The 24666-nt window shown below is 65.6% G+C and carries 22 protein-coding genes; 15 read left to right on the top strand and 7 right to left on the bottom strand.

Features of this window, described 5'->3' with window-relative positions; genetic code table 11:
- Positions 1 to 63: 63 nt before the first annotated feature.
- Genes HG549_RS13950 through HG549_RS13935 form a run of 4 tightly spaced genes read left to right on the top strand, consistent with a single transcriptional unit; the run spans position 64 to position 4135 of the window.
- Positions 64 to 855 (top strand): AP endonuclease, encoded by a 792-nt coding sequence (locus HG549_RS13950; protein WP_170030090.1) that lies wholly within the window; start codon positions 64 to 66, stop codon positions 853 to 855.
- Positions 848 to 1798 (top strand): sugar kinase, encoded by a 951-nt coding sequence (locus HG549_RS13945; RefSeq protein WP_170030089.1) that lies wholly within the window; start codon positions 848 to 850, stop codon positions 1796 to 1798. Before HG549_RS13950 ends, HG549_RS13945 begins: the two co-directional genes overlap by 8 nt.
- 59 nt (positions 1799 to 1857) lie before the next feature.
- Complete coding sequence (locus HG549_RS13940; protein ID WP_170030088.1) at positions 1858 to 3150, top strand: MFS transporter; 1293 nt, start codon at positions 1858 to 1860, stop codon at positions 3148 to 3150.
- Positions 3151 to 3160: 10 nt separating this feature from the next.
- Positions 3161 to 4135: a D-glycerate dehydrogenase gene (locus HG549_RS13935; protein WP_170030087.1), complete on the top strand. Its 975-nt coding sequence runs from the start codon at positions 3161 to 3163 to the stop codon at positions 4133 to 4135.
- A gap of 105 nt (positions 4136 to 4240) precedes the next feature.
- Here the strand turns inward: HG549_RS13935 and HG549_RS13930 are convergent, their stop codons facing one another.
- Positions 4241 to 5245 (bottom strand): AraC family transcriptional regulator, encoded by a 1005-nt coding sequence (locus tag HG549_RS13930; protein WP_170030086.1) that lies wholly within the window; start codon positions 5243 to 5245, stop codon positions 4241 to 4243.
- A gap of 195 nt (positions 5246 to 5440) precedes the next feature.
- Here HG549_RS13930 and HG549_RS13925 point away from each other — a divergent pair, with 195 nt between their 5' ends.
- From HG549_RS13925 to HG549_RS13885, 9 genes are all read left to right on the top strand, one after another.
- The gene (locus tag HG549_RS13925; protein ID WP_170030085.1) at positions 5441 to 6019 is read left to right on the top strand and encodes an alpha/beta hydrolase; all 579 of its coding nucleotides are present in this window, start codon (positions 5441 to 5443) and stop codon (positions 6017 to 6019) included.
- A 74-nt stretch (positions 6020 to 6093) separates the two neighbouring features.
- Positions 6094 to 8049 carry a DUF1302 domain-containing protein gene (locus HG549_RS13920; RefSeq protein WP_170030084.1) on the top strand — a complete coding sequence of 652 codons (1956 nt, stop codon included), beginning with the start codon at positions 6094 to 6096 and terminating at the stop codon, positions 8047 to 8049.
- A 38-nt stretch (positions 8050 to 8087) separates the two neighbouring features.
- Entirely contained in the window at positions 8088 to 9446 is a 1359-nt protein-coding gene (locus HG549_RS13915) for a DUF1329 domain-containing protein (protein ID WP_170030083.1), read from the top strand.
- 21 nt (positions 9447 to 9467) lie between these two features.
- On the top strand, positions 9468 to 10463 hold the full coding sequence (locus tag HG549_RS13910; protein WP_170030082.1) for a YCF48-related protein: 996 nt from the start codon (positions 9468 to 9470) through the stop codon (positions 10461 to 10463).
- 15 nt (positions 10464 to 10478) lie between these two features.
- Positions 10479 to 12944 (top strand): RND family transporter, encoded by a 2466-nt coding sequence (locus tag HG549_RS13905; protein WP_170030081.1) that lies wholly within the window; start codon positions 10479 to 10481, stop codon positions 12942 to 12944.
- Positions 12937 to 14715, top strand: coding sequence for an acyl-CoA dehydrogenase C-terminal domain-containing protein (locus HG549_RS13900; RefSeq protein ID WP_170030080.1), 1779 nt, complete (start codon positions 12937 to 12939; stop codon positions 14713 to 14715). Before HG549_RS13905 ends, HG549_RS13900 begins: the two co-directional genes overlap by 8 nt.
- On the top strand, positions 14712 to 16367 hold the full coding sequence (locus HG549_RS13895) for a fatty acid--CoA ligase (protein WP_170030079.1): 1656 nt from the start codon (positions 14712 to 14714) through the stop codon (positions 16365 to 16367). Before HG549_RS13900 ends, HG549_RS13895 begins: the two co-directional genes overlap by 4 nt.
- Positions 16368 to 16544: 177 nt before the next feature.
- Entirely contained in the window at positions 16545 to 17345 is an 801-nt protein-coding gene (locus tag HG549_RS13890; protein WP_170034186.1) for a lipopolysaccharide biosynthesis protein, read from the top strand.
- 71 nt (positions 17346 to 17416) lie between these two features.
- The gene (locus HG549_RS13885; RefSeq protein WP_170030078.1) at positions 17417 to 17917 is read left to right on the top strand and encodes a methylated-DNA--[protein]-cysteine S-methyltransferase; all 501 of its coding nucleotides are present in this window, start codon (positions 17417 to 17419) and stop codon (positions 17915 to 17917) included.
- Between the two features lie 4 nt (positions 17918 to 17921).
- Here the strand turns inward: HG549_RS13885 and HG549_RS13880 are convergent, their stop codons facing one another.
- Positions 17922 to 18161: a hypothetical protein gene (locus HG549_RS13880; RefSeq protein WP_170030077.1), complete on the bottom strand. Its 240-nt coding sequence runs from the start codon at positions 18159 to 18161 to the stop codon at positions 17922 to 17924.
- A complete protein-coding gene (locus HG549_RS13875; protein WP_170030076.1) occupies positions 18158 to 18901 on the bottom strand; it encodes a carbon-nitrogen hydrolase family protein in 744 nt (247 codons plus the stop codon). Before HG549_RS13875 ends, HG549_RS13880 begins: the two co-directional genes overlap by 4 nt.
- A gap of 282 nt (positions 18902 to 19183) precedes the next feature.
- Between HG549_RS13875 and HG549_RS13870 the strand changes: the two genes are divergently transcribed.
- On the top strand, positions 19184 to 19909 hold the full coding sequence (locus tag HG549_RS13870) for a metallophosphoesterase (RefSeq protein WP_170030075.1): 726 nt from the start codon (positions 19184 to 19186) through the stop codon (positions 19907 to 19909).
- On the opposite strand, the gene HG549_RS13865 is transcribed toward HG549_RS13870, so the two are convergent.
- Together HG549_RS13865 and HG549_RS13860 are read right to left on the bottom strand one after the other, a co-directional pair.
- Complete coding sequence (locus HG549_RS13865; RefSeq protein ID WP_170030074.1) at positions 19857 to 20471, bottom strand: LysE family translocator; 615 nt, start codon at positions 20469 to 20471, stop codon at positions 19857 to 19859. The genes HG549_RS13870 and HG549_RS13865 overlap by 53 nt on opposite strands.
- A gap of 105 nt (positions 20472 to 20576) precedes the next feature.
- A complete protein-coding gene (locus HG549_RS13860) occupies positions 20577 to 21398 on the bottom strand; it encodes an AraC family transcriptional regulator (RefSeq protein WP_170030073.1) in 822 nt (273 codons plus the stop codon).
- Between the two features lie 130 nt (positions 21399 to 21528).
- Here HG549_RS13860 and HG549_RS13855 point away from each other — a divergent pair, with 130 nt between their 5' ends.
- Positions 21529 to 22152, top strand: coding sequence for a LysE family translocator (locus tag HG549_RS13855; protein ID WP_170030072.1), 624 nt, complete (start codon positions 21529 to 21531; stop codon positions 22150 to 22152).
- 7 nt (positions 22153 to 22159) lie between these two features.
- Here the strand turns inward: HG549_RS13855 and HG549_RS13850 are convergent, their stop codons facing one another.
- On the bottom strand, positions 22160 to 22435 hold the full coding sequence (locus HG549_RS13850) for a peptidylprolyl isomerase (RefSeq protein WP_013972552.1): 276 nt from the start codon (positions 22433 to 22435) through the stop codon (positions 22160 to 22162).
- 215 nt (positions 22436 to 22650) lie between these two features.
- Positions 22651 to 24603: an acetoacetate--CoA ligase gene (locus HG549_RS13845; RefSeq protein WP_170030071.1), complete on the bottom strand. Its 1953-nt coding sequence runs from the start codon at positions 24601 to 24603 to the stop codon at positions 22651 to 22653.
- Positions 24604 to 24666 lie beyond the last annotated feature (63 nt).

The following is a 24666-nucleotide window of genomic DNA, read 5'->3' as shown; positions in this document are numbered from 1 at the left end:
GCGGCAGGTGACTGCCTGCTGGCGCTAGGAAAAAATGAAACCGGTTTCACAAGGACAACAACAATGCACAAGAACCCCGTTTCCATCAGCCTCTCCAGCTACGGAGCCGATCTGGTAAGGCAGCGTGGCCAGGAGCACTTCCTGGACCTGCTGGTTGCCGCTGGCGCTACCCGTGTGGAACTACGCGAGGAATTGTTCAGCGGCGTGCCGGACACTGCCGCGCTGGCTGCGGCCATTGCCGCGCAGCGCCTGGAGTGCGTGTATTCCACGCCTCTTGAACTGTGGACGGCGCGAGGCCTGCCTGACCCGCAACTGCTGGACAAGCTGGCAACCGCACACGCCCTTGGCGCGGTGGCACTCAAGGTTTCCCTGGGGCATTACCGGGAAGGGTGTGATGTCGCGGCCCTGGCGCGGCTGTTGCCGGGCCCCGGGCCTGTGCTGCTGGTGGAGAATGACCAGACCGTGCAGGGCGGCAGCATCCAGCCGCTGCAGCAGTTTTTCCAGCGCGCCGAAGACCTTGGGCTGAGCCTGGGCATGACCTTCGACATCGGCAATTGGCAGTGGCAGGGCGAGCCTGCCCGACACGCCGCACGCCTGCTCGGCCGCTGGGTGCGTTACGTGCATTGCAAAGCCGTGCAGCGCCTGGCCGATGGCCGCCTGGTTGCCGTACCACCGCAGGCCGCGGACTTGCAGGAATGGGCTGCGCTGCTGGCCGAGTTCACCCCCGGTGTGGTGCGCGCTGTCGAATACCCCTTGGCCAGCGACGACCTGCTGGCGCTGACCCGTACCCAGGTGCGCAACTTGTCGGCGCTGGGGCGGTGTGCCACAGCGCACAAGGAGCCGAGCCATGCGTGAACATGACGTGCTGTGTTTTGGCGAGACCATGGCCATGTTCGTCGCCGAGCAGGCCGGGGACCTGGCCAGTGTCGGCCAGTTCGGCAAGCGCATTGCCGGGGCGGACAGCAACGTGGCCATCGGCCTGGCGCGGCTCGGCTTCAAGGTCCGCTGGCTGAGCCGGGTGGGTGACGATTCGCTTGGCCGTTTCGTGCTCGACAGCCTGCGCCGCGAAGGCCTGGATTGTTCCGGCGTCGAGGTCGATGCCAGCTATCCCACCGGTTTCCAGCTCAAGGCCCGCTGCGACGATGGCAGTGATCCGGCGGTGGAGTACTTCCGTCGTGGCTCGGCGGCCAGCCGACTGTCGCCGGCGCTGATCCGCCCGGGCTGGCTGCAGGCTCGCCACCTGCACGCCACCGGCATCCCGCTGGCCTTGTCGGCAGGTTGTCGGGCGCTGTCCCATGCCCTGGTGGATGGCATGCGCGACGCCGGGCGCAGCATTTCCTTCGATCCCAACCTGCGCCCCTCGCTGTGGCCTGACCAGGGCAGCATGGTGCGCGAAACCAATGCCCTGGCGGCCAAGGCTGACTGGGTGTTGCCCGGCCTGGAGGAGGGCCGCCTGCTGACCGGCCAGCACACGCCGGCAGACATCGCGGCGTTCTACCTCGACCTGGGGGTGACCCGCGTGGTGATAAAGCTGGGCGAGGCGGGTGCCTACTTCCGCAGTGCCGAAGGCGAAGGCCTGGTCGCGCCAGTGCCGGTCAGCCGCGTGGTGGACACCGTCGGTGCCGGCGATGCCTTCGCTGTCGGCGTGCTCAGCGCGCTACTGGAAGGCCGGCCCATGGCCGAGGCGGTGGCGCGTGGCAACTGGTGCGGCAGCCGCGCCGTGCAGTCGCGCGGCGACATGGAAGGGCTGCCGCTGCGCCATGAACTGGAGGCCCACGACCTGCGCAGAAGTGCCTGAACAGCTCATACCTCGAATCACCTGTTGCAACAAAAACAACAAGCTCAGGAGAAACACCCATGCAAAAGCACAACCTGGCCACGCGCCGCTGGTGGTACATCATCCCGATCGTCTTCGTCACCTATAGCCTGGCGTACCTGGACCGTGCCAATTACGGCTTCGCCGCCGCTTCCGGGATGGCCGAAGACCTGCACATCACGCCCGTGCTGTCATCGCTGCTGGGGGCGCTGTTCTTCCTCGGCTACTTCTTCTTCCAGGTACCCGGCGCCATCTATGCCGAGAAGCGCAGCGTGAAGCAGCTGATCTTCGTCTGCCTGATCCTCTGGGGCGGCCTGGCCACGCTCACCGGCATGGTCAGCAACGTGTACATGCTGGTCGGCATCCGCTTCCTGCTCGGGGTGGTGGAGGCGGCGGTGATGCCGGCGATGCTGGTGTACCTGTGCCACTGGTTCACCCGTGCCGAGCGCTCGCGAGCCAATACCTTCCTGATGCTCGGCAACCCGGTGACCATCCTGTGGATGTCGGTGGTATCGGGTTACCTGATCAAGCATTACGACTGGCGCTGGATGTTCATCATCGAAGGCCTGCCTGCGGTGGTCTGGGCGTTCTGCTGGTGGCGCCTGGTAGACGACCGCCCGGCCCAGGTGAGTTGGCTGAGCGAGCAGGAAAAGACCGCCCTGCAGCAGGCGCTGGCCGCCGAGCAGCAAGGTATCAGGCCGGTGAAGAACTACCGCGAGGCGTTCCGCTCGCCACAAGTGATCATTCTCGCGCTGCAGTATTTCTGCTGGAGCATCGGCGTGTACGGCTTCGTGCTGTGGTTGCCGTCGATCCTCAAGCAGGCGGCCAACGTTGATATCGTACAGGCCGGCTGGCTGGCGTCGGTGCCGTACCTGGCGGCGGTACTGGCCATGGTAGGGGTGTCGTGGGCGTCCGACCGCCTGCAGACGCGCAAGCGCTTCGTCTGGCCGCCGTTGCTGATCGCCGCCGTGGCCTTCTATGGCTCGTACGCCCTGGGCAGCCAGCACTTCTGGCTGTCGTACGCGCTGCTGGTGCTGGCCGGCGCCTGCATGTATGCACCCTATGGGCCGTTCTTCGCGATCGTGCCGGAAATCCTCCCGGCCAATGTCGCTGGCGGCGCCATGGCGCTGATCAACAGCATGGGGGCGCTGGGTTCGTTCGGCGGCTCGTGGCTGGTGGGCTACCTCAATGGCGCCACCGGTGGGCCCGGTGCCTCTTACCTGTTCATGTGTGGTGCGCTGCTTGCCGCAGTGGCGCTGACCGCCGCACTGGACACTTCCCAGACGTCCGGCCGAGCCAAGCGCGGCGGTTCGCGTCTGGCCATGAGCCAATAGGAAACCTGCGATGAACAAGCGAATCGTGTTGTACAAACGCCTGCCCGACGACCTGATGGCGCGCCTGCAAGCGCGCGTCGAGGTGACCTGGGTGGATATCAACCAGCCCGACGGCCTGGCCCGCCTGCGCGATGCCTTGCCGGGGGCGCATGGGCTGCTGGGGGCCAGCCTGCGGCTGGACGCAAGCCTGCTCGACCTGGCACCACAACTGGAAGTGGTTGCCAGCGTTTCGGTTGGCGTGGACAACTATGACATTGCCGAGCTCAGCCGGCGCGGGGTGATGCTGACCAACACCCCCGATGTGCTGACCGAGACCACCGCCGACACTGGCTTTGCCTTGATCCTGGCCACTGCCAGGCGGGTTGTGGAACTGGCGAACTGGGTCCGCGCCGGCCACTGGCAGGCGAGCCTGGGCGCGGCGCATTTCGGTAGCGATGTGCATGGCAAGACGCTGGGCATCGTCGGCATGGGGCGCATTGGCGAGGCCCTGGCCCGACGCGCCGCGGCTGGCTTCGGCATGCATGTGCTGTATCACAGCCAGCGGGCCAAGCCCCAGGTGGAGGCGCGTCATGCTGCGCGTCAATGCAGCCTTGATGAGCTGTTGCAGCAGGCAGATTTCGTCTGCCTGACCGTGCCGTTGAGTGCCGCCACCGAAGGCTTGATCGGCGCACGGGAGCTGGCGTTGATGAAGCCCGAGGCGATCCTGGTGAACATTTCCCGCGGGCGGGTAGTGGACGAGGGCGCACTGGTCGAAGCGCTGCGCGCCAGGCGCATACGCGGCGCGGGGCTGGATGTGTTCGTGCAGGAACCGTTACCGCTGGACTCGCCACTGCTGCGGCTCGACAACGTGGTGGCGACCCCGCATATCGGCTCTGCGACCGAGGAAACCCGCCAGGCCATGGCACGTTGCGCGGTGGACAACCTGCTCAGCGCCCTGGCAGGTGAGCGGCCGGCGAATCTGGTCAATGAGCTGCGCAGGGCTTGAGGTTGCGGGCATGCCCGCGAATAGCTGGTGGAGCGGCTTCAGCCGCGATCACCGGCGCAGCCGGTGCCATCCACCGCGTCGCCTGCATCGCGGATAAATCCGCTGCTACGATTCATCGTGCCGGGCCCGCCAGCTGGCCGGCGGCATGCCGAACTGGGCGATGAACCAGCGGGTGAATGAGCTGGGCATGGAATAACCGAGCATGTCGGCAATGCGCCCCAGCGAATAGCCGGGGTTATCCAGGTAACGCATCACCAGGTCGCGGCGCACGCTGTTGATCAGGTCCTTGAAGGTCAACCCGTTTTCCTCGAGACGCCGCTGCAGGGTGCGCACGTTCATGCCCTGCGTCTGTGCCACCTGCTCGATGGTGGCGCGGCCCATGGGCAGCAGCAGGTAGATGGTCTTGCGCAGCTCCAGCTCCAGCGACGCGGTGCTACCCGCCGGCAGACTGTCCAGGTAACGCTGCGCCAGGCGGGCCATGGCTTCGTTGGCCTGGGGGCTGGCGCTGTCGAGGTCGGCGGCGGGGCAGACGATGCCATTGAACTCACTGCCGAACACCAGGGTGCAGCCGAAAATGCGCCGGTGTGTCGCCAGGTCGGCCGGGGCCGCGTGGGTGAAGTTGGCGCTGATCGGGTGCCAATGGGCACCCAGCAGGGCCGCGCACAGACGCATCATCACGCCGATCGCCAGTTCGGTGGCCTGGCGGCTGCAAGGCGCACGCTCGTTGATCACTTCTTCGCGAATGACCACGGTCTTGCCGGCTTCCTCGATATGGATGGCCAGGGCGTCATTGAGCAGGTGTCGGTATTGCACGATCACCTGCAATGCATCGCGCAGGGTGCGCTGGTGGCTGAGCAGCAGGCTGATCTCGCCGAAATCCGACAGCTGCCGCAGTTCGGCCACGCGCAGGCCGAAGCTTTCGCAGCGGCTGGCGCTGGCCGACGCTTCCAGCAAGGCAATGACACTGGCCACCGGGATACGCCGGTTGGGGTCCTCGAGCAACGCGGCGCTAAGGCCGACCTGCGCCAGCAATGCATGCGGGTTCAGGCCCAGGTGGCGGGACACTTCGAGGTAGTTGGTCAAACTGGCGGCACGGACGAGGGCAGGCATTCTTGTTGTTTTCCATGTTGGGGATGCCGACATGCGTTTTTGTGCCTTATAGCCTGCGTGTCATGAATTGAAAAGCAAAGCCCTCGCAGGCCAGGTGTCATCAAATGAAAAGCCCCTGACGCCGAATGTGAAGCACCCCGCCAGCGCGCTGTTTACTGTGAACCTCAAGAGCTGCATCCCGAGACGAGGTTCACCGTGGAAAAACTGCACACCACTGCCACCGTGTTGATTGTCCCTGGCCTGCGCGAGCATGTTGCCGAGCACTGGCAGACCTTGCTCGCCAACCGCCTGGCCAAGGTTCGCAGCGTACCGCCGCTGCAGGTTGACGGCCTGAGTTGCACGGCCCGGGTCGAGGCGATCCAACGTGAGCTGGAACAAATCGAGGGTGAGGTGCTGCTGGTGGCGCACAGCGCCGGGGTACTGATGGTCGCCCACTGGGCGGCGCGCTACCAGCGGCCAGTCAAAGGGGCGTTGCTGGCGGCGCCGCCGGACCTCAGCGCGCCATGGCCGGCCCACTACCCAAGCCCGGCCAGCCTGGCCGAGCATGGCTGGGCGCCGCTGCCGGACGCGCCATTGCCATTCCCGAGCATTGTCGCCGCCAGCAGCAACGACCACTTGGCCAGCTACGCCGCGGCTGGCGACTTGGCCCGTCGTTGGGGTAGCGAACTGGTCAGCCTGGGCGCCGTTGGCCACCTCAACCCGGCTTCCGGCTTCGGTCACTGGCCTCTGGCCGAGGCCCTGGTCCGCCGTCTGGATAACCCGACCCTGCAGTAACGCATGGACGCCCCAGCCATGCCCGCAAGAAGACGGGCGGCGTAAAAACAATAACAATACGTGGAGCCATCGTAATGCCAGTAACCCGCATTCACCGTGCTGTGAAGCCACAGCGCTGCCTGCTCGCCTGCGCCATCAGCCTGCTCTCGCTGCCTGGCGCCCAAGCGTTCGAAGTCGACACCGGTAACGAAAACTGGGCCGTGCGCTTCGACAACACCGTCAAATACAACTACGGCGTGCGCACCGAAAGCGCCGACCAGCGCCTGCTGGGTACGCCCAACAGCAACGACGGTGACTACAAATTCCGCAAGGCCGGCACCAACATCAGCAACCGCGTTGACCTGTTGACCGAGCTGGACGTGGTCTACCAGAACAACAGCGGTTTCCGGGTCAGTACCGCCAGCTGGTACGACAAGGCCTACGCCAACACCGGGTCGAACAGCAACCCGTTCGTCAACGGCAACGGTGACCAGTCCGGCATCAACCCCAGCCTCAATGGCCTGCCGGGTACTGGCGTAGCGCTGGGCAGCCCGCACCTGAGCAACTATGCACAGCGCTACTACAGCGGCCCGTCGGGGGAGGTGCTGGACGCCTTCGTGTTCATCAGCCGAGACGTCGGCGAAGCCTCCCAGGTGAGCGCCAAGCTCGGCCAGCACAACCTGTTCTGGGGGGAAACCCTGCTCAACCCGGTGCACTCGCTGAGCTACGGCCAGTCCGGCCTGGACCTGGCCAAGCTGGCCGCCTCGCCGGGTACCGAAGCCAAGGAACTGTTCGTGCCGCGCAACCAGCTGTCGACCTCGTTCCTGGTCAACTCCGAACTGACCCTGGGCGCCCAGTATTTCTTCGATTGGGACGCTGCACGCCTGCCCGAGGCCGGCACTTACTACGGCGGCTCGGACGTGGTCGGCGAAGGCGCGCAGAGCTTCCTGCTCGGCCACACCGGCACCCCGGGGCTGATCCCGGTGCGCGGCGCGCTGACCAGCATCCGCCGTGGCCACGACCTGAAGCCTGGCAAGAGCGGCGACTGGGGCATCATGGCCAAGTGGTCGCCCGAGTGGCTGGGCGGCACCCTCGGCTTCTACTACCGCAAGACTTCCGAAATCCTGCCGCAGGCGTGGCTCGATGCACGCGACATGACCGTCGCCAACGGCCCCTTCGGCAACCCGCCGGGCAGCCGTCAGGGCGCAGTCGGCAACCTGTACAACTCGTTGCAGGGCACCACGTACCAGTTCGCCTACGCCGACAACATCGACATCTACGGCCTGAGCCTGTCCAAGGATGTGGCCGGCATCAGCGTCGGTAGCGACCTGAATATCCGCCACAACATGCCCCTGGCAAGCATCCCGGCCATCGTCAGCGCGCCTGGCCGCGGCGGCCTGGGGGGCGGCTTCGGCCTGCTGCCGGCCCGCCTGCCCAGCAGTGGGGTGATCTACGACGTGCCCAGCGACGGTGACGGCATGAGCGCCAGCGGTGACACCCTGCACTGGACCTTGAACGGCCTGATGACCCTGGGTGACACGCCGCTGTTCGACTCGGCAACCCTGCTTGGCGAGCTGTTCTACAGCAACCTGCTCAAGCTCGATAGCCACAACGCGGCCTTGTACAAGGGCAAGAGCAGCTACCGCGGCATCGACAAGGCCACCCGCGACAACTGGGGCATCGCCATCAACTTCACCCCCACCTGGTACCAGGTGCTGCCGGGCATGGACCTGAGCATGCCGCTGTCGGTCAACGTCGGCCTGGACGGCGTGTCGCCGGTGCAGGGCGGCGGCGCCGAGAACACCGGCAACTATGCGGTGGGCGTAAGCGCCGCGATCTACAACCAGTACTTCGTCGACCTCAAGTACGTCGACAGCTTCGGTGAGACCAAGGCCTGCAAGGATGGCCAGACCGATGGCAGCACCCCCAACGCCCTCGACGGCGAGCAGGATTACACCTGTTACGGCGGCGGCTATGCCTCCTTCTCCGGCGCAGGTGCCACCACCGAGGACCGTGGCGCCCTGTATCTGACCGTAAAGACCACCTTCTGAGTCCTCTTTCCCAGAGCCTGCACAGGAACACAACCATCATGAACTTCGTACGTACCCTGCTGGCCTCATGCCTGTCCCTGGCCGCGCTGAACGCTGCCCAGGCCGCTGTTTCCAATGACCAGGCCGCGCGCCTGGGCACCAGCCTGACCGCCATTGGCGCGGAGCAGGCCGGCAATGCCGACGGCTCCATCCCGGCCTACCAGGGCGGCCTGCTGACGCCGCCGGCCGGTTTCCAGAACGGTGCCAGCATGCGCCCCGACCCATTCGCCAACGACCGGCCGCTGCTGGTCATCGACGGCAAGAACGCCGAGCAATACAAAACTCAGCTGACTGCTACCACCCTCGAGTTGCTCAAGCGCTACCCCAGCTACCGCGTCGATGTCTACCCGACCCACCGCAGCGTCGCGCTGCCCCAGGCGGTGCTCGACAACACCCGCAAGAACGCCACCAGCGCCAACAGCAAGGAGGGCGGCACCGCCGTGGACAACGTGCTGCCGGGCATCCCGTTCCCGATTCCGCAGAACGGCGCCGAGGCCATGTGGAACTTCCTGCTGCGCTACCAGGGCGTGAGCATGACCGCCAAGTACGACTCGTGGAACGTCGATGCAGCCGGCAAGCCATCACTCTCGACCACCGGCCAGGCCAACATCAGCTACCCGATCTACGAGGACATGGCCAAGCCGATCGGTGCCAAGGACACCTATTACCAGATGAAGCTGGTGTACACCGGGCCCGCACGCCGCGCCGGCGAGGCGATGATGCTGAGGGATGCGGCCAACCCGCTGGTGCAGCCACGCAGTGCCTGGCAGTACCTGCCTGGCCAGCGCCGGGTCAAGCTGGCGCCGAACCTGGCCTATGACACGCCCAACCCGGGCACCTCGGGCTCGGGTACCTACGATGACGTGTTCGTCTTCAACGGTGCACTGGACCGCTACGACTGGACCCTGGTCGGCAAGCAGGAAATGTTCGTGCCCTACAACACCTACCAACTGACCTACAACACCGACGTCAAACAGCTGATCACCCCCAGCCACCTGGCGCCGCAGTTCGTGCGCTGGGAGAAGCACCGGGTATGGGTGGTGGAAGGCAAGCTCAAGGACGGCGCACGCCACATCTACCACAAGCGCCGCTTCTACCTTGACGAAGACAGCTGGATCGCCCTCGCTTCGGACCAGTACGACGCCCGTGGCCAGCTGTACCGCGGTTCGTTCGCCTTCCTCACCCAGAGCTACGACAAGCAGACCCCGGATGCCACGCCGTTCATGATCTACGACCTGATCGGCGGCACCTACAACCTCAACGGTGTGGTGGGGGCCTATGGCGGCATCCGCTATATCGACCCACTGTCGAAAACCCAGTGGTCACCTGAATCGCTGGCCGGCAACGGTATTCGCTGAACCTACCGAGCAGAGGTGGCAATGTCTGTGTTCAAACGATGCAGCGTGGTGTTACTGGCCCTGGCCACGCTGCAGGGCGCGGTGCAGGCGGCGCCCTTCACCGATGTGCTGGACCTGCCGGCCATGCCCACCGCGCTGGCTGCCAGCAGCGCCTTGCGCGATGTGGCCCTGGCCGGGCAGCGCCTGGTCGCGGTGGGCCCGCGCGGGCACATCGTCTATTCCGATGACCACGGCGCGCACTGGCAGCAGGCCCAGGTGCCGGTCAGCGCCGACCTGAACGCCGTGAGCTTCGTCAACGCCGAACTGGGCTGGGCGGTCGGCCACGACGGTGTGGTGCTGCACAGCCGCGATGGCGGTGTGCACTGGCACCAACAGCTGGATCGCCGGACGCTGGCCGAGCGGCTGCCGGAAATGGGCAGCGACAACGTCTTGCTCGATGTGTGGTTCAGTGATGCCGGCAACGGCTATGCGGTGGGCCTGTTCAACCTGCTGCTGCACACCACGGATGGCGGCGAGCACTGGCAACCCTGGCTGGAACACAGCGACAACCCGCAAGGCCTGCACCTGACCAACCTGGCCGCCGTCGGTGATGAACTGTACATCACCGGCGAGCAAGGCCTGCTGCTCAAGCGCGACGGTGAGCGCTTCATTCGTGTCGCAACACCTTATACCGGCACGTTGTTCGGCGCGGTGGGCAAGCCCGGCTGGCTGCTGGTGTATGGCCTGCGTGGGCACGCCTACCGCAGCACCGACGGCGGCCAGCAATGGCAGCCGGTAAACACCGGCATCCACACCAGCCTGACCGCCGCCGGCATCGACCGTGACGGGCAGCTGTGGCTGGCCAGCCAGGCCGGCGACCTGTTGCTCAGCCGGGATGAGGGCGCCCGTTTCAGCCCGCTGGCGCAAAGTGCGCGCGGTCCGGTGACTGCGCTTGCCACCGATGCCGGCCACGGCCTGGTGCTGGTCGGCGAACGCGGCGTGCGCACCCAGGCCGGTATTCCCACGCTGCACCCATAACAAGAGAAGACCCTGATGGCCGCTATCCGCCAAGACACCCTGCCGGTAATCCGCGATCTCGATGCGTTCGACCCACGCTCGGGCAACGCGCTGGAGCGCCTGGTGTTCAACCATCGCCTGTCGTTCGTGCTGGCCATGCTGTTGGTCACGCTGGTGCTGGGCTACATGGCCCTGACCCGCCTGGAGCTGCGCCCCAGCTTCGACAAGATGCTGCCGCAGAGCCACCCCTATATCCACAACTACCTGGAAAACCGCTCATCGCTGCGTGGCCTGGGTAACGCGGTGCGGGTAGTGGTGGAGAATACCCAGGGCGACATCTTCGACCCCGGCTACTTGCAGACCCTGCGGCACATAAACGACGAGCTGTTCCTCAGCCAGGGCGTGGACCGGGCCTGGGTGAAATCGCTGTGGAGCCCGGCGGTGCGCTGGACCGAGGTAACCGAAGAGGGCTTCCAGGGCGGCCCGGTGATGCCAGACGGCTACCAGGGGGCGGCAGTTGATATGGAACAACTGCGGCAGAATATCGAGCGCGCCAACATCGTCGGTAGCCTGGTGGCGCGTGACTTCAAGTCGAGCATGCTGATCGTGCCATTGCTCGACCAGGACTCGGCCACCGGCAAAGGCCTCGACTACCACGCCTTCTCGCAAAAGCTCGAACAGTTGCGCAGCCAATACCAGGCCAGCGGCCAGTACCGTATCCATGTGATCGGCTTCGCCAAGCTGATGGGCGACCTGATCGACGGGCTGATCCAGATGATGGCGTTCTTCGCCCTGGCGCTGCTGACCAGCCTGGTGATCATCTACTGCTACACCCGCTGCGTGCGCAGTACCCTGTTGGTGGTGCTGTGTTCGCTGACAGCAGTGGTGTGGCAGTTGGGCATCGTCGCCTGGTTGGGCTACGCCATCGACCCATACTCGATCCTGGTGCCGTTCCTGATCTTCGCCATCGGCGTGTCCCACGCTGCGCAGAAGATGAACGGCATCCTCCAGGACATCGGCCGAGGCACCCATCGCCAGGTGGCTGCGCGCTATACCTTCCGCCGCCTGTTCGTGGCCGGGGTGACCGCCTTGCTGGCCGATGCGGTGGGCTTTGCCGTGCTGATGCTGATCGACATCCCGGTGATCCAGGACCTGGCCATCACCGCCAGCATTGGTGTGGCGGTGCTGATCTTCACTTCGTTGTTGTTGATGCCGGTGGCGCTGTCGTATGTCGGTGTAGGCCGCAAGGCAGCCGAGCGAGCGCTGTCCATCGACGCCCGCGCCGCCCAGCATCGTGGCTTTGGTCGGCTGTGGGACCTGCTCGACCGTTTCACCGAACGCAAATGGGCCAGCGCCGCTTTGCTGGCCGCCCTGGTGCTGGCGGTACTCGGCATCTGGGGCAGCCTGCAACTGCAGATCGGTGACCTGGACAGTGGCGCACCCGAGCTGCGCGCGGACTCGCGCTACAACCTCGACAACGCCTACATCACCCAGCATTACGCGCTGTCCAGCGACACCTTCGCGGTGATGGTCAAGACCGCCCCGGAAGGCTGCCTGCAATACCAGACGCTGGTCCTGGCCGACCGCCTGGCCTGGGAGCTGCAGCAATTGCCAGGCGTGCAGACCACCGTGTCGCTGGCCAACGCCGTGCGCCAGATCACCGCCGGTACCTACGAAGGCAACCCGCGCCTGAACAGCCTGCAGCACAACCAGGACGTACTCAACTATGCCGCCCAGCAGGCCTCGGTCAATGCCCCGGAGCTGTTCAACAACGACTGCTCGTTGATGCCGGTCATTGCCTACCTGAAGGACCACCGTGCCGACACCCTGGCCCAGGTGGCTGCCGTGGCCGAGCGCTTTGCCCAGGCCAACAGCAGCGCCGAACAGCAGTTCCTGCTGGCCGCTGGCAGTGCCGGTATCGAAGCCGCCACCAATATCGTGGTGCGCGAGGCCAACCACCGCATGCTGTGGCTGGTGTACCTGGCGGTCACGCTGTTCTGCCTGTTCACCTTCCGCAGCTGGCGCGCCACCTTGGTGGCGATCCTGCCGCTGATGCTCACTTCGGTGCTGTGCGAGGCGCTGATGGTGGCCATGGGCATCGGCGTCAAGGTCGCCACGTTGCCGGTAATCGCCCTTGGCGTGGGCATTGGCGTCGATTACGCGCTGTACCTGCTAAGTGTGCAGTTGCACTACCAGCGCGCCGGGCTGAGCCTGGCCCAGGCCTATCAGCAGGCCGTGGCCTTCACCGGCCGGGTGGTGGGGCTGGTCGGCATCACCCTGGCGGCCGGGGTGGTCGGCTGGGCCTGGTCGCCAATCAAGTTCCAGGCCGACATGGGCCTGCTGCTGACCTTCATGTTCCTGTGGAACATGCTCGGCGCGTTGGTGCTGATCCCCGCGCTATCGCACTTCCTCTTGCGTGGCCAGGCCGCTGCGGTGCCTGCCGAGGCCCAGGCCACGCCGCTTCCGCAAACCCAAGCAACCGAGTGCTCGCCTCATGTCTGATTACCTTCCGCCACTGCGCGACATGGATTTCCTATTCAACGAAGTGTTCGATATCCCGGCCTGGTGGGCGCTGACCCCCGCCCTGGCCGAGCAGGTCGATGGCGACACGGCACGCGCCGTGCTGCAACAGGCCGGCCGCCTGATCGCCGAGGTGGTGGCGCCGCTCAATCGCCCAGGCGACGAGCAAGGTTGCCGCTGGGAGGCCGGCCAGGTGCGGACTCCCGATGGCTTCGCCGACGCTTACCGGGCATTCGCCGCCGATGGCTGGGTCGGCGTAGCGGGCGCTCCTGAGTATGGCGGCATGGGCATGCCCAAGGTGATCGGTGCGCAGCTCGAAGAAATGCTCAATGCCGCCAACCTGTCGTTCGGCCTGTACCCGATGCTGACGGCCGGGGCCTGCCTGTCGCTGCTCAACCATGCCAGCGAGCCGTTGAAGGCGCTGTACCTGCCGCCCATGTACCAAGGGCGCTGGACGGGATCGATGTGCCTCACCGAGCCGCATGCCGGTACTGACCTTGGCCTGATCCGCAGCCGTGCCGAGCCAAGCGCCGATGGCCGCTACCGCATAACCGGGACCAAGATCTTCATCACTGGTGGTGACCAGGACCTGACCGAGAACATCATCCACCTGGTGCTGGCGCGGTTGCCGGATGCGCCCGCCGGGCCGAAGGGCATCTCGCTGTTCCTGGTGCCCAAGGTGCTGGTCGATGCCGACGGTGCGCTGGGCGCGGCCAATACGCTGAGTTGCGGTTCGATCGAGCACAAGATGGGCATCAAGGCTTCGGCCACCTGTGTGATGAACTTCGACGGCGCCATCGGCTACCTGGTCGGCGAGCCGAACAAGGGCCTCAATGCCATGTTCACCATGATGAACTACGAGCGTCTGGGCGTGGGTATCCAGGGCCTGGCCCTGGGCGAACGGTCCTACCAGGGCGCCATCGCCTACGCCCGCGACCGCCTGCAAGGCCGCGCGCCGACGGGCGCCGAAGCGCCGGGGCAAAGTGCCGACCCGATCGTCGTCCACCCGGACGTGCGGCGCATGCTGCTGACCATGAAAGCGCTGAACGAAGGCGGGCGGGCGTTTTCCACGTATGTGGCGCTGCAACTGGACCTGGCCAAGTACAGCGAAGACCCTGCCGCGCGTGCCGGTGCCGAGGCCAGGGTGGCATTGCTCACTCCGGTGGCCAAGGCGTTCCTCACCGACATGGCGCTGGAGACCACCGTGCACGGCCAGCAGGTGCTGGGCGGCCATGGCTATATCCGTGAATGGGGCCAGGAGCAATTGATCCGCGACTGTCGCATTACCCAGATCTACGAAGGCACCAACGGCATCCAGGCGCTCGACCTGGTGGGGCGCAAGCTGCTGGCCGATGGCGGCCAGGCCTATCGCAGTGTGTCCGCCGAAATCGGCGCGTTCGCCGAGGCGTTGCCGGCAGCCTGTGCCGAGTTCGGCGCGCCGCTGCTGGCTGCGCTGCGCAACCTCGACGAGCTGACCGCCTGGTTGCTCGACCGCGCCCAGGCCAACCCGCGCGAGCTGGGTGCGGCGGCGGTGGAGTACCTGCACGTATTTGGCTACACCTTCTACGCCTACCTGTGGGCACGCATGGCAGTGGTATGCCAGGGCCACCCGGCCCCCGAGCCGTTGCACCAGGGCAAGCTGGGCACCGCACGCTTCTACTTTGCACGGCTGCTGCCGCGCATCCATTCGCTGAGCGCCAGTGTCAGGGCCGGTAGCGACAGCCTGTACCTGCTCGAGGCCGGCCAGCTATGAACAGCATCAGCACGGCCACCACCCGTATCATGCCTGCGGCCGAGCAGGCCTATGCCTACCCACTGCTGGTCAAGCGCCTGCTGCTGTCGGGCGTGCGCTACCAGCCCAACCAGGAAATCGTCTACGCCGACAAGCTGCGCTACAGCTACACCACGTTGCTCGAACGCATCCGGCGGCTGGCCAATGTGCTGACCGCTGCCGGGGTGAAGCCAGGCGACACCGTGGCCTTGCTCGACTGGGACAGCCACCGTGCGCTGGAATGCTTCTTTGCCGTGCCGATGCTGGGCGCGGTATTGCATACGGTGAACGTACGGCTGTCCAGCGAGCAAGTGCGCTACACCATGAACCATGCCGAGGACCGCCTGGTACTGGTGCACGACGACTTCCTGCCGTTGATGGCGCAGTTACGCGATGACCTGCCGACGGTCCGGGGCTTCATCCGCCTCAGCGACGGTGACCCCGAACCGCAGGGCGTACCGCTGCTGGGCGAGTATGAAGAATTGTTGGCGGCTGCCGAGGCGCAGTTCGAGTTCGCCGATTTCGACGAGCATTCGCTGGCCACGCTGTTCTATACCAGCGGCACGACCGGCAACCCCAAGGGGGTGTATTTCAGCCACCGGCAACTGGTGCTACATACCCTGGTCGAGCAGGGCACCCTGGCGGCCTGCGGCGAGCAGCCGCTGCTGCGTAGCGGCGATGTGTACATGCCCATCACGCCGATGTTCCACGTGCATGCCTGGGGTGTACCCTACGTGGCCACGGCGCTGGGGATCAAGCAGGTCTACCCTGGGCGTTACCAGCCCAACCGGCTGGTGCGCCTGTATCGCGACGAGGGCGTGACGTTTTCTCACTGCGTGCCCACGGTACTGCAGATGATGCTCGACAGCGACGAAGGGCGACGGTCCGACCTGAGCGGCTGGAAGATGCTGCTGGGCGGCAGCGCCCTGACCTTGGGCCTGGCGCAGCGCGCCAGCGCGCGGGGCATCAGCGTGCACTGTGGCTACGGCATGTCGGAAAGCTGCCCGCTGCTGAGCATCACCCACCTCAGTGCCGAGTTGCTGGCACTGCCCATGGCGCAACAGCTGCCGCTGCGTATCGACGCCGGCGTGCCGATTGCCCTGGTCGACCTGCGTATTGTCGACAGCGAGGGCAGGGAAGTGCCGCACGATGGCCAAAGCCTGGGTGAAATCGTGGTACGCGCGCCCTGGCTGACCCAGGGCTACCTCCACGAGCCGCAGCAGGGCGCCGCCTTGTGGCTGGGCGGCTGGATGCACACCGGTGACCTGGCCTGCATCGACGCGGCAGGGGTGGTACGTATTCGCGACCGGATCAAGGATGTGATCAAGACCGGCGGTGAATGGGTCAGTTCGGTGGCGCTGGAAAACCTCATCAGCCAGCACCCGTCTGTTGCTTCGGTGGCGGTGATCGGCATCCCTGACCCGCAGTGGGGCGAGCAACCGCTGGCATTGGTGGTGTGTCGTGACGGCATGCAGTTTGACCAGCCGACACTGGCTGGGCACTTGCAGCCGTTTGTCGACCAGGGGCAGCTCAACAAATGGGCAATACCCCGGCAGTTGCGTTGTGTGCTGGAGATCCCCAAAACCAGCGTCGGCAAGATCGACAAGAAGCGCATCCGCCAGGGGCTCAGCTGAGTGACGGCAGGCCTCGACCCTGTCGCTGGCATGCTGGCATGCTGGCGACAGGCTCAGGCAGCGGGCCTGAGGCCCGATCAGGCGGCCGCCATGCGGTTGACCGACGTTCAGTGGTCGGGTAAAAGGGGCCGCAGCTTGCGTTGTGTGGTTGCACTGTCCATTCCAGAGATGCCATTGATCAGTACATTTTCATCGCAGCCCGGCGTTGAATCCGGGGCGTTCTGCAGCTTCGAGGCGTGTCGCAATACCCAGCAGGGCCCTGTCGTGATTCTGGCCTCGGGTGCTTCCGCCAGGCACTTCCCGCTGGCCGAGTTCGCCCACCTGCCGATCATCGCCATGAACGGCTCGGTGGCCATGACCGCCGAGCACGCTATCAGGCCGTTCTTCTACCTGTGCACGGACAAGAGTTTTCGCCAGCAGCAGCCGGCCTTGTTCGCCACTGCCCTGCGCGACAGCGAACGCCTGGCACTGTGGCCGGAGCAATATGCCGGTGCCGAGGTGCCAGCCAGCACCGCGTGCTATGCCTTGCACAAGGCTGACGCACCGGGGCTGCTGGGCGGTTTGCGCGGCCATGGTGACAGCTACGTGTGCAGCCGCGCACTGTGGAGCAAGCGTGCCCGCTCGATTGCCTTCAGCAAGGACCTGGCCCAGGGCTTCTACGATGCCCGCACGGTGGCCTACGTCGCCTTGCAACTGGCCTATCACCTGGGCTTCGACAAGGTGCTGCTGGTCGGGGTGGACCTCGACCAGACCGCTGGCCGCTTCTATGAGAGCGGCCAGGGCCAGCGTTCGCCCTGCGGGCTGGACCAGCACTGGGACAGCCGCATCCTGCCGTCGCTGACGTTGATGGCCAGGGAGGTGGTCAACGAACACTTCCAGGTCTACAACCTGTCGGCAACTTCGCGCATTCCAGCCGAGCTGATCCCCAAGGTCGATCTCCGCCAGGCACGGCGCATTGCCGGCTGCGCGATTGCCTGAGCAAGAAAGCGGATGCAGGCAAGGCTGTGGATGCGTACAGTGAGCTGATCGCACCCTGGCAGGAGCCCGTCATGTCCAGCGCCTTCACCTTCATGCAATCTCCCGTCGGCACCTTGACCCTGGTGGCCCGTGGCGAGTGCCTGGCAGCCGTACTGTGGGAGGCGGAGCGGGAAAACCGTGTGCGTCTCGGCGCCTTGCACCGCGACGACCAGTGCCCGGTATTGCTGGAAACCGCCCGCCAGCTCGGTGAATACTTTGCCGGCAAGCGCCAGCGTTTCGACCTGGCGCTGGATTTTGCCGGCACCGAATTCCAGCGCCAGGTATGGGCCGCGCTGCTGGCGATACCCTTTGGTGAAACGCGCAGCTACAGCGACATTGCCCGGCACATCGGCAACCCTGCCGCGGTGCGTGCGGTCGGTGCTGCCAATGGCCGCAACCCGATCTCGATCATCGCCCCATGCCACCGCGTGATCGGCGCCTCGGGCAGCCTGACCGGGTTTGCCGGCGGCCTGGCGGCCAAGCAGTACCTGTTGGGGCTGGAGGGGCGGCAAAGCCTGGCGCTGGACCTGTAGCGGTTTAGAACCAGCTGGCGACCAGGCAGGCCAACACCGCCAGCAGCGAACCGGCCATCATGGTGTAGCGCCGCTGGGCCCGACGTGCATGGGACCTGACGGCGCGCAGGTATTCGCCAGGTGGCGGCGCATCGGGGCGCTGGCGCAAGCCCTCGGCAATATCGGCCAACTGTCCCTGGATCAGCAGGCCGGTCAGGTAATAGGTGCAGGCATAGCTCAGCACAGCCAGAAACACATAGCTCATGGCGAGTGCCGGCTCAGGGGTACAGCCATGGCACTGGTGGTGCTGGTGTCCAGCACTATCAACCCTTCGTTACGATTATCCAGGTTGGCCAGCAGGCGCCCTTGGCTGTCCCAGGCCGCCGAACCACCCGCGCCGATGAATGTGTCGGCCGGCCCTACGCAGTTGGCCAGCAACACCGGCATAGCCAGTTGCCGAGCCAGTTTGGGGTAGTGTGCGTAGCCCTCGCGAATGCCTTTGGCGGTTTTCGCCACGCTGACCAGGTAAAGGTCGGCACCTTGCTCCCGCGCGCTGGCCGCATGGGCCATGAACATCGATTCGTAACAGATTGCTGGCGCTATCCGGTGTGCCCCCAGTTGCAGCAGCAAGGCCTGGTCGCCCGGGGTGAACCAGGGCAGTTCATCGTCATGCAGCCGCTGCTTGGCATAAGCCTGGCGCGGTACACCGGGGCTGAAGATCGGCATGCCGATGCGGATACCCTCGGCTGCCCGCAGCGGCAAGCCCACGGCTACGCTGATGCCAAGCCGGTCACAGGCGGCCTGCAGCGGGTCGAGTTGCGCAGCATTGACGGCCAACGCGGTCTGTTGCGCAAGGGTTGGCTCATAGCCGCTCAGCGATAGTTCAGGGAACACTACCAGTTGCGCGCCAAGGGCGGCAGCCTGGTCGATGCAGGCCAAGTGGCGTTCGAGGTTGGCTGGCACATCGCCCTTGAGCGATGCCAGTTGTACGGCGCACAGCTTCATCAAACACCCTCCCTGGTCCAGGCCGAAACGCTGAGGATACGCTGCTCGGCAAGGTGCGATCCAGTGAAGGGTTTGTCAAGTAAGCAGGGGGCGTGGCGAAGCGGGCAAATCTGCCGCCTAGCCGGGCCGTTGGGCGATTGAAGCGCACTTCAACTGCGCGGCCGGGGCGGCTTGTGCCATGCTGTGGCTTAACAGGGCCATGCCCATGGCCCTTCAGGGCGGTACGCAGGTGTTGGTGCCAGCAGTGGCTCGGGCGTGCCGCAGCAACAGAGGACGAGTGTAATGGAACGCTTTCGGCGGGTGGCTGCCAATACCCGCGGGCGGGACCTGGCGGTGGGCGATATCCACGGTCACTTCCAGCGCCTGCAGGCATGCCTTGAGGCGGTCGGGTTCGACCCGGCGGTGGACCGCCTGTTCAGTGTCGGTGACCTGGTCGACCGCGGGCCGCACAGCGAGGCAGTGCTGGACTGGCTGGCGCAGCCCTGGCTGCATGCGGTGCAGGGTAACCACGAAGCCTTGGCGATCACCCGCCTGCGCGGTGGGCGGCTCGACCTGGACATGTATCGCGCGGCCGGCGGCGGCTGGTTTCTCGACCTGCCGCCGGGGGAGCAGTTGCGTTTCGTCGAACGCTTCGAGCAACTGCCGATCGCCCTGGAGGTGGAAACCGCCAACGGCCCGGTTGGCCTGCTGCATGCCGACAGTCCGTTTGCCGACTGGGAGCTGTTGCGTACCTGGCTGGAGCTGGATGACGACCCCGAGGTGCTGGAGGTGTGCCAGTGGTCGCGGCGGCGCTTGAAGGAAGGCGACACCCGGCCGGTGAAGGGCTTGCGGGCCTTGCTGGTCGGCCACACGCCGGTATTGCAGGCGAAACAGCTGGGGAATGTCTGGCACCTGGATACCGGGGGTTGGGCCAGCGGCCATTTCAGCCTCATGGACCTGGCCACGCTGCAGCTGCTCAGCGCTGCGCCAGGTGCAGCAACAGCGCCATGGCCAACACCACCAGCATGACCCCCGAGGCCCGTTCCAGCCACGGCAGGCTGCGGGCGAAACGGCGCAACACCAAGGGGTTGCCGATGGCCACGGCCACCAGCAGGTCCCACAGCAGCACGATGCTGAACATCCACACGGCGCAGGCTGCTTTCCAGCCGGCACTGGCGCTGCTGAACATGCTGGCCAGGCTGGCATAGAACAACCCGTTCTTGGGGTTGAGCACGCCCGACAGAAAACCCGTGCCCAGGCTGCGCCACCAGCCTGCCACGGCCTGGTTACCGGCCACGCTGCCCAGGCTGGATTGCCCGGCGTGGCGCAGGAACAGCACGCCGAGGTACAACAGGTAGCCGGCACCGGCCAGTTGCAGGGTGCTGAACAGCAGGCTGCCTTGCTGGAGCACCGACAGGCCGGTGAAGGCCACGACGATGAACATGCCATTGGCCAGGGCAATACCCAGGCAGGCACCGCTGGCAACCCGCCAGCCACTGTTGATCGAGGTGCGCGCGACCAGGAAGAAGTCCGGGCCGGGGGAAAGCAGGGCGAGGAAGTGGGCGAGGGCGACGATCAGGAACGCTTGCATGGGTAGGCTGCTCTGGCGGAAAAGCCGAACTCTGCCCTGCGACAGCCACCGCGTATTGAACAATATTGCAAACCCCCGGTCAGCAGCGGCCGTCGGTATCGATGTTCAGCCGCCTCGATATTGCCCGGGGGTCACTCCCACATGGGCCTTGAACACCCGCTGGAAATGGCTCTGGTCGGCAAAGCCCAGCCGGTAGGCGACCTCTGCCAGCGCCCGCCCTTCACCCAGCAGCGCCCGGCCACGGTTGACCCGTGCATTGACCAGGTAGGCATGCGGGGTAAAGCCGGTGGCCGCGCGAAAGGCGCGGATCAACTGGTATCGGCCAACCCCGGCTTCTCGGGCCAGTGCATCGAGATTCAACTGTGCCGGGTCAAGGCCCTCTATAGCTGCGATCAACCCGCTCAAAGCATTCGCCCCCAGGGCGGGTGCCGGTGCCAGCGGTGGATGCGCGGTAAAATCCAGGTCACCCAGGAAGGCAACCAGGGCGGCATCCTTTTCGCCACTGCTGGCGCTGGAAAACAGTAACCGGTTCAGCTCGCAGAACTGTCGGTATACCTCAGGGTCGCGACAGATGCGTGCCGGTTCACCGGGGCCTTCACCGGGTCCTTCACCGGTCAGCGCCGACTCCTGGCGCAAACGGGCCAGCCAGTCGGCCGCTACATGCAGCATCTGGTAGCTCCAGGCTTGCCCGGGCTCGGGGTTGCAGGCATGCACGCGGCGGGCCGGGACCATGACCAGCGTGCCGGGGATGAGGCGTTCCTGCCCGTTACCGGCGCCGGTAAAGTGACTGACGCCCGCATCCACCGCGCCGATGGAAAACGTCGGGTGGCTGTGGGCCTTGTAGCAGGCCCGGCTATGGCAGGCGCGGCGGCTTTCGACATGCGGCAGGGCCGGGTCGCGCCACAGCGTGGCATGGGAACGGGGCATCATGGCAATCCTCGGTATGGCCGGCAGCTTATCAGGCGCGGCGCACCCATACAGTTTTTTCCGCTGGCTGTAACTTGACCGCCAGGCCCGTATCCGCCGCAATAGAGGCCTGTTCGCCAGAGGAAAGACAATGGACCTTTCAAGCCTGCTGCTGTTCATCCCCGCCTGCTTTGCCTTGAACATGGCACCGGGGCCGAACAACCTGCTGTCGCTGCACAATGCCAGCCGCTACGGCCTGCGCACGGCGTGCGTGGCCGGTGGCGGGCGCATCGTCGCCTTCAGCGGCATGATCGCCCTGGCTGCCATGGGCCTGGCCGTGGTGCTGCATACCAGCGAGTACCTGTTCCTGGCCATCAAGGTGCTCGGGGCAGGGTACCTGTTCTACATCGCCTGGCAGCTGTGGCGGGCACCGGTGGGCGAAGCGCTGGCGGCCGCTGATCACCCGCGCGGCACCTGGCGCCTGGCGCGCCAGGAGTTCTGGGTGGCGGCCGGCAACCCCAAGGCGATTCTGATCTTCACCGCCTTCCTGCCGCAGTTCGTCTCGGTCGGCAGTGCCACGCCGGTGAGCGAGCAGTTCCTCTGGCTGGGGGTAATGTTCCTGCTGCTGGAGTGGGCCGCCATCGCCATCTACGCCGGCCTCGGCGCCTACCTGCAGCGCTGGTTCAGCCAGCCCGGCCCACGCCGGCTGTTCAACCGGGTCAGCGCCTCCCTGCTGGGCTGCGCCGGCCTCGGCCTGCTGGCTGCGCGCCGCTAGGCGGCTATCAGTCGCGATAGAAGGTTTGCACCAGGTGATAGCCGAACTTGCTCTTGATCGGCCCGTGGACCACGCGCAGGGGCTTCTTGAAAATCACCTGGTCGATGGCGCCGACCATCTGCCCTGGGCGGATCTCGCCCAGGTCACCGCCGCGCTTGCCTGAGGGGCAGGTCGAGAATTTTTTTGCCAGGACGTCGAAAGCCTCGCCATTGGCGATGCGCTGCTTGAGCTTTTCGGCTTCGTCAGCGGTCTTGACCAGGATGTGGCGGGCTTGGGCTTTCATGGCAGTACAGTACCTGTGCTTCGCGGGTGCAAAAGGCGCACATTATGCCCGACTTACCCCGCTTGAAGCCATTACGCATGCCCTGTAGGAGCGGCCTTGCGTCGCGATGGGCTGCGCAGCGGCCTCAGGTTTTCAGCTCCGCAGCACAGATTGCCGGGTCTGGTTCGCTGCCCATCGCGACGCAAGGCCGCTCCTGCAATTGCCAGCGATCAACGTCAGCTCTGCAATTCCTTGCGTCCACGAAACTGCTCCAGTGCCTCCGGGTTGGCCAGGGCGTCGGTATTCTTCACCGGTAGGCCATGCACCACATTGCGCACCGCCAGTTCCACCACCTTGCCGCTGATGGTCCGCGGGATGTCATCGACCTGGGCGATCACCGCCGGCACATGGCGCGGCGTGGTGTACTGACGGATCACCTGGCGGATCTGCTGGCGCAGGGCATCGTCCAGCTGCAGGCCGTCACGCAGGCGCACGAACAGCACCACCCGCACATCGCCGTTCCAGTCCTGGCCGATGGCCACGCTTTCCAGTACCTGCTCGACCTTTTCCACCTGGCGGTAGATCTCCGCCGTGCCAATGCGCACGCCACCGGGGTTGAGCACGGCATCGGAGCGGCCATGGATCACCAACCCACCGTCGGCGCGCTGTTCGGCGTAGTCGCCCTGGGCCCACACCCCGGGGAACTGGCTGAAATAGGCGTCGTGATAACGGCTGCCGTCCGGGTCATGCCAGAAGCCCAACGGCATTGACGGGAAATGGTGCGTGCACACCAGTTCGCCTTTTTCGCCCAGCACCGGCTGACCGTGCTCGTTCCACACTTCCACTGCCATGCCCAGGCCTTTGCACTGGATTTCGCCACGGCGCACCGGCAGGGTCGGGTTGCCCAGCACGAAGCAGGAGACAATGTCGGTGCCGCCGGACATGGACGCCAGGCACAGGTCGGCCTTGACCTTGCGGTACACGTAATCGTAGCTGTGTGGCGACAACGGCGAGCCAGTCGACAGCAACAGCCGCAAGCTGGTCAGGCGGTGGCTCGTCGCCGGCTCCAGGCCAGCCTGCTCCAGCGCCGCCAGGTACTTGGCACTGGTACCGAAGGCGTGGATGCCCTCGGCGTCGATCAGGTCGAGCAGGCGTTCGGGGCCGGGGTGAAACGGCGAGCCGTCATACAGCACCAGCGTTGCACCCACGGCCAGGCCGCTGGCCAGCCAGTTCCACATCATCCAGCCGCAGGTGGTGTAGTAGAACAGCACATCATCGGCCTTCAGGTCGTTGTGCAGGCCATGTTCCTTGAGGTGTTGCAACAACACTCCGCCCGCGCGGTGGACGATGCACTTGGGGGCGCCGGTGGTACCGCTGGAATACAGGATGTACAGCGGATGATCGAAGGGCAGCGGGGTGAAGCAGGGTTCGCCACCGGGCTGGAAGTACTCGTCCCACAGGCTGACATTGGCGGCCCGGAACGCGTCGGCGCGCGTACCGCTGCGGGTATGGGGGACCACGATCAGCTGTTGCAGCCCGGGCAGCTGCGCGCACACCTGGTTGACCTTGTCTACCTGGTCGATGTCCTTGCCGGCGTACTGGTAACCGGCACAGGCGATCAGCAGCCTGGGCTCGATCTGGCCGAAGCGATCGATGATGCCGTGTACACCGAACTCGGGCGACGAACTGGACCAGACGGCGCCGAGGCCAGTGCAGGCCAGCATGGCGACCAGGGTTTGCCAGGTATTGGGCATGATCGCGGCGACCCGGTCGCCGGGGCCGATGCCGGCCGCCTTGAAGGCTTGTTGCAAGCCGCCCACCTGGGCGGCCAGCTGGGCATGGGTGAGTACCTGGCGCTGCCCGTCTTCCCGCACGCTGACCAGGGCCGGGCGATCATCGCGACGGCGCAGCAGGTGTTCGGCGAAGTTCAGTGTAGCGTGGGTGAACCAGCGGGCATCGGGCATCTGCGCGCCTTCGCTGAGCACCTGGCGCGGCGGGGTATGCCAGTGAACGTGGAAATAGTCGGCGAGGGTTTGCCAGAAGGCCGGGCGCTGTTCGATGCTCCAGCGGTGCAACGCCTGGTAGTCGTCGAGTTGCAGGTTGTAGCGCAGGTTGACCCAGCGGCGGAAAGCGTCCATCCGGCTGGCGGCGATCTGCGCCGTGGAGGGGCGCCAGAGCACATCGTTCATGCCGTACCTCCTGCTACTGCCAGATGTGGGCCTGAACCTGGAGGAGCGGCCTTGCGTCGCGAT

Source organism: Pseudomonas sp. SK, assembly GCF_012975065.1.
In the GTDB taxonomy this organism is placed as follows: domain Bacteria; phylum Pseudomonadota; class Gammaproteobacteria; order Pseudomonadales; family Pseudomonadaceae; genus Aquipseudomonas; species Aquipseudomonas anuradhapurensis.
This window is presented reverse-complemented; position numbering and strand designations above follow the sequence as displayed.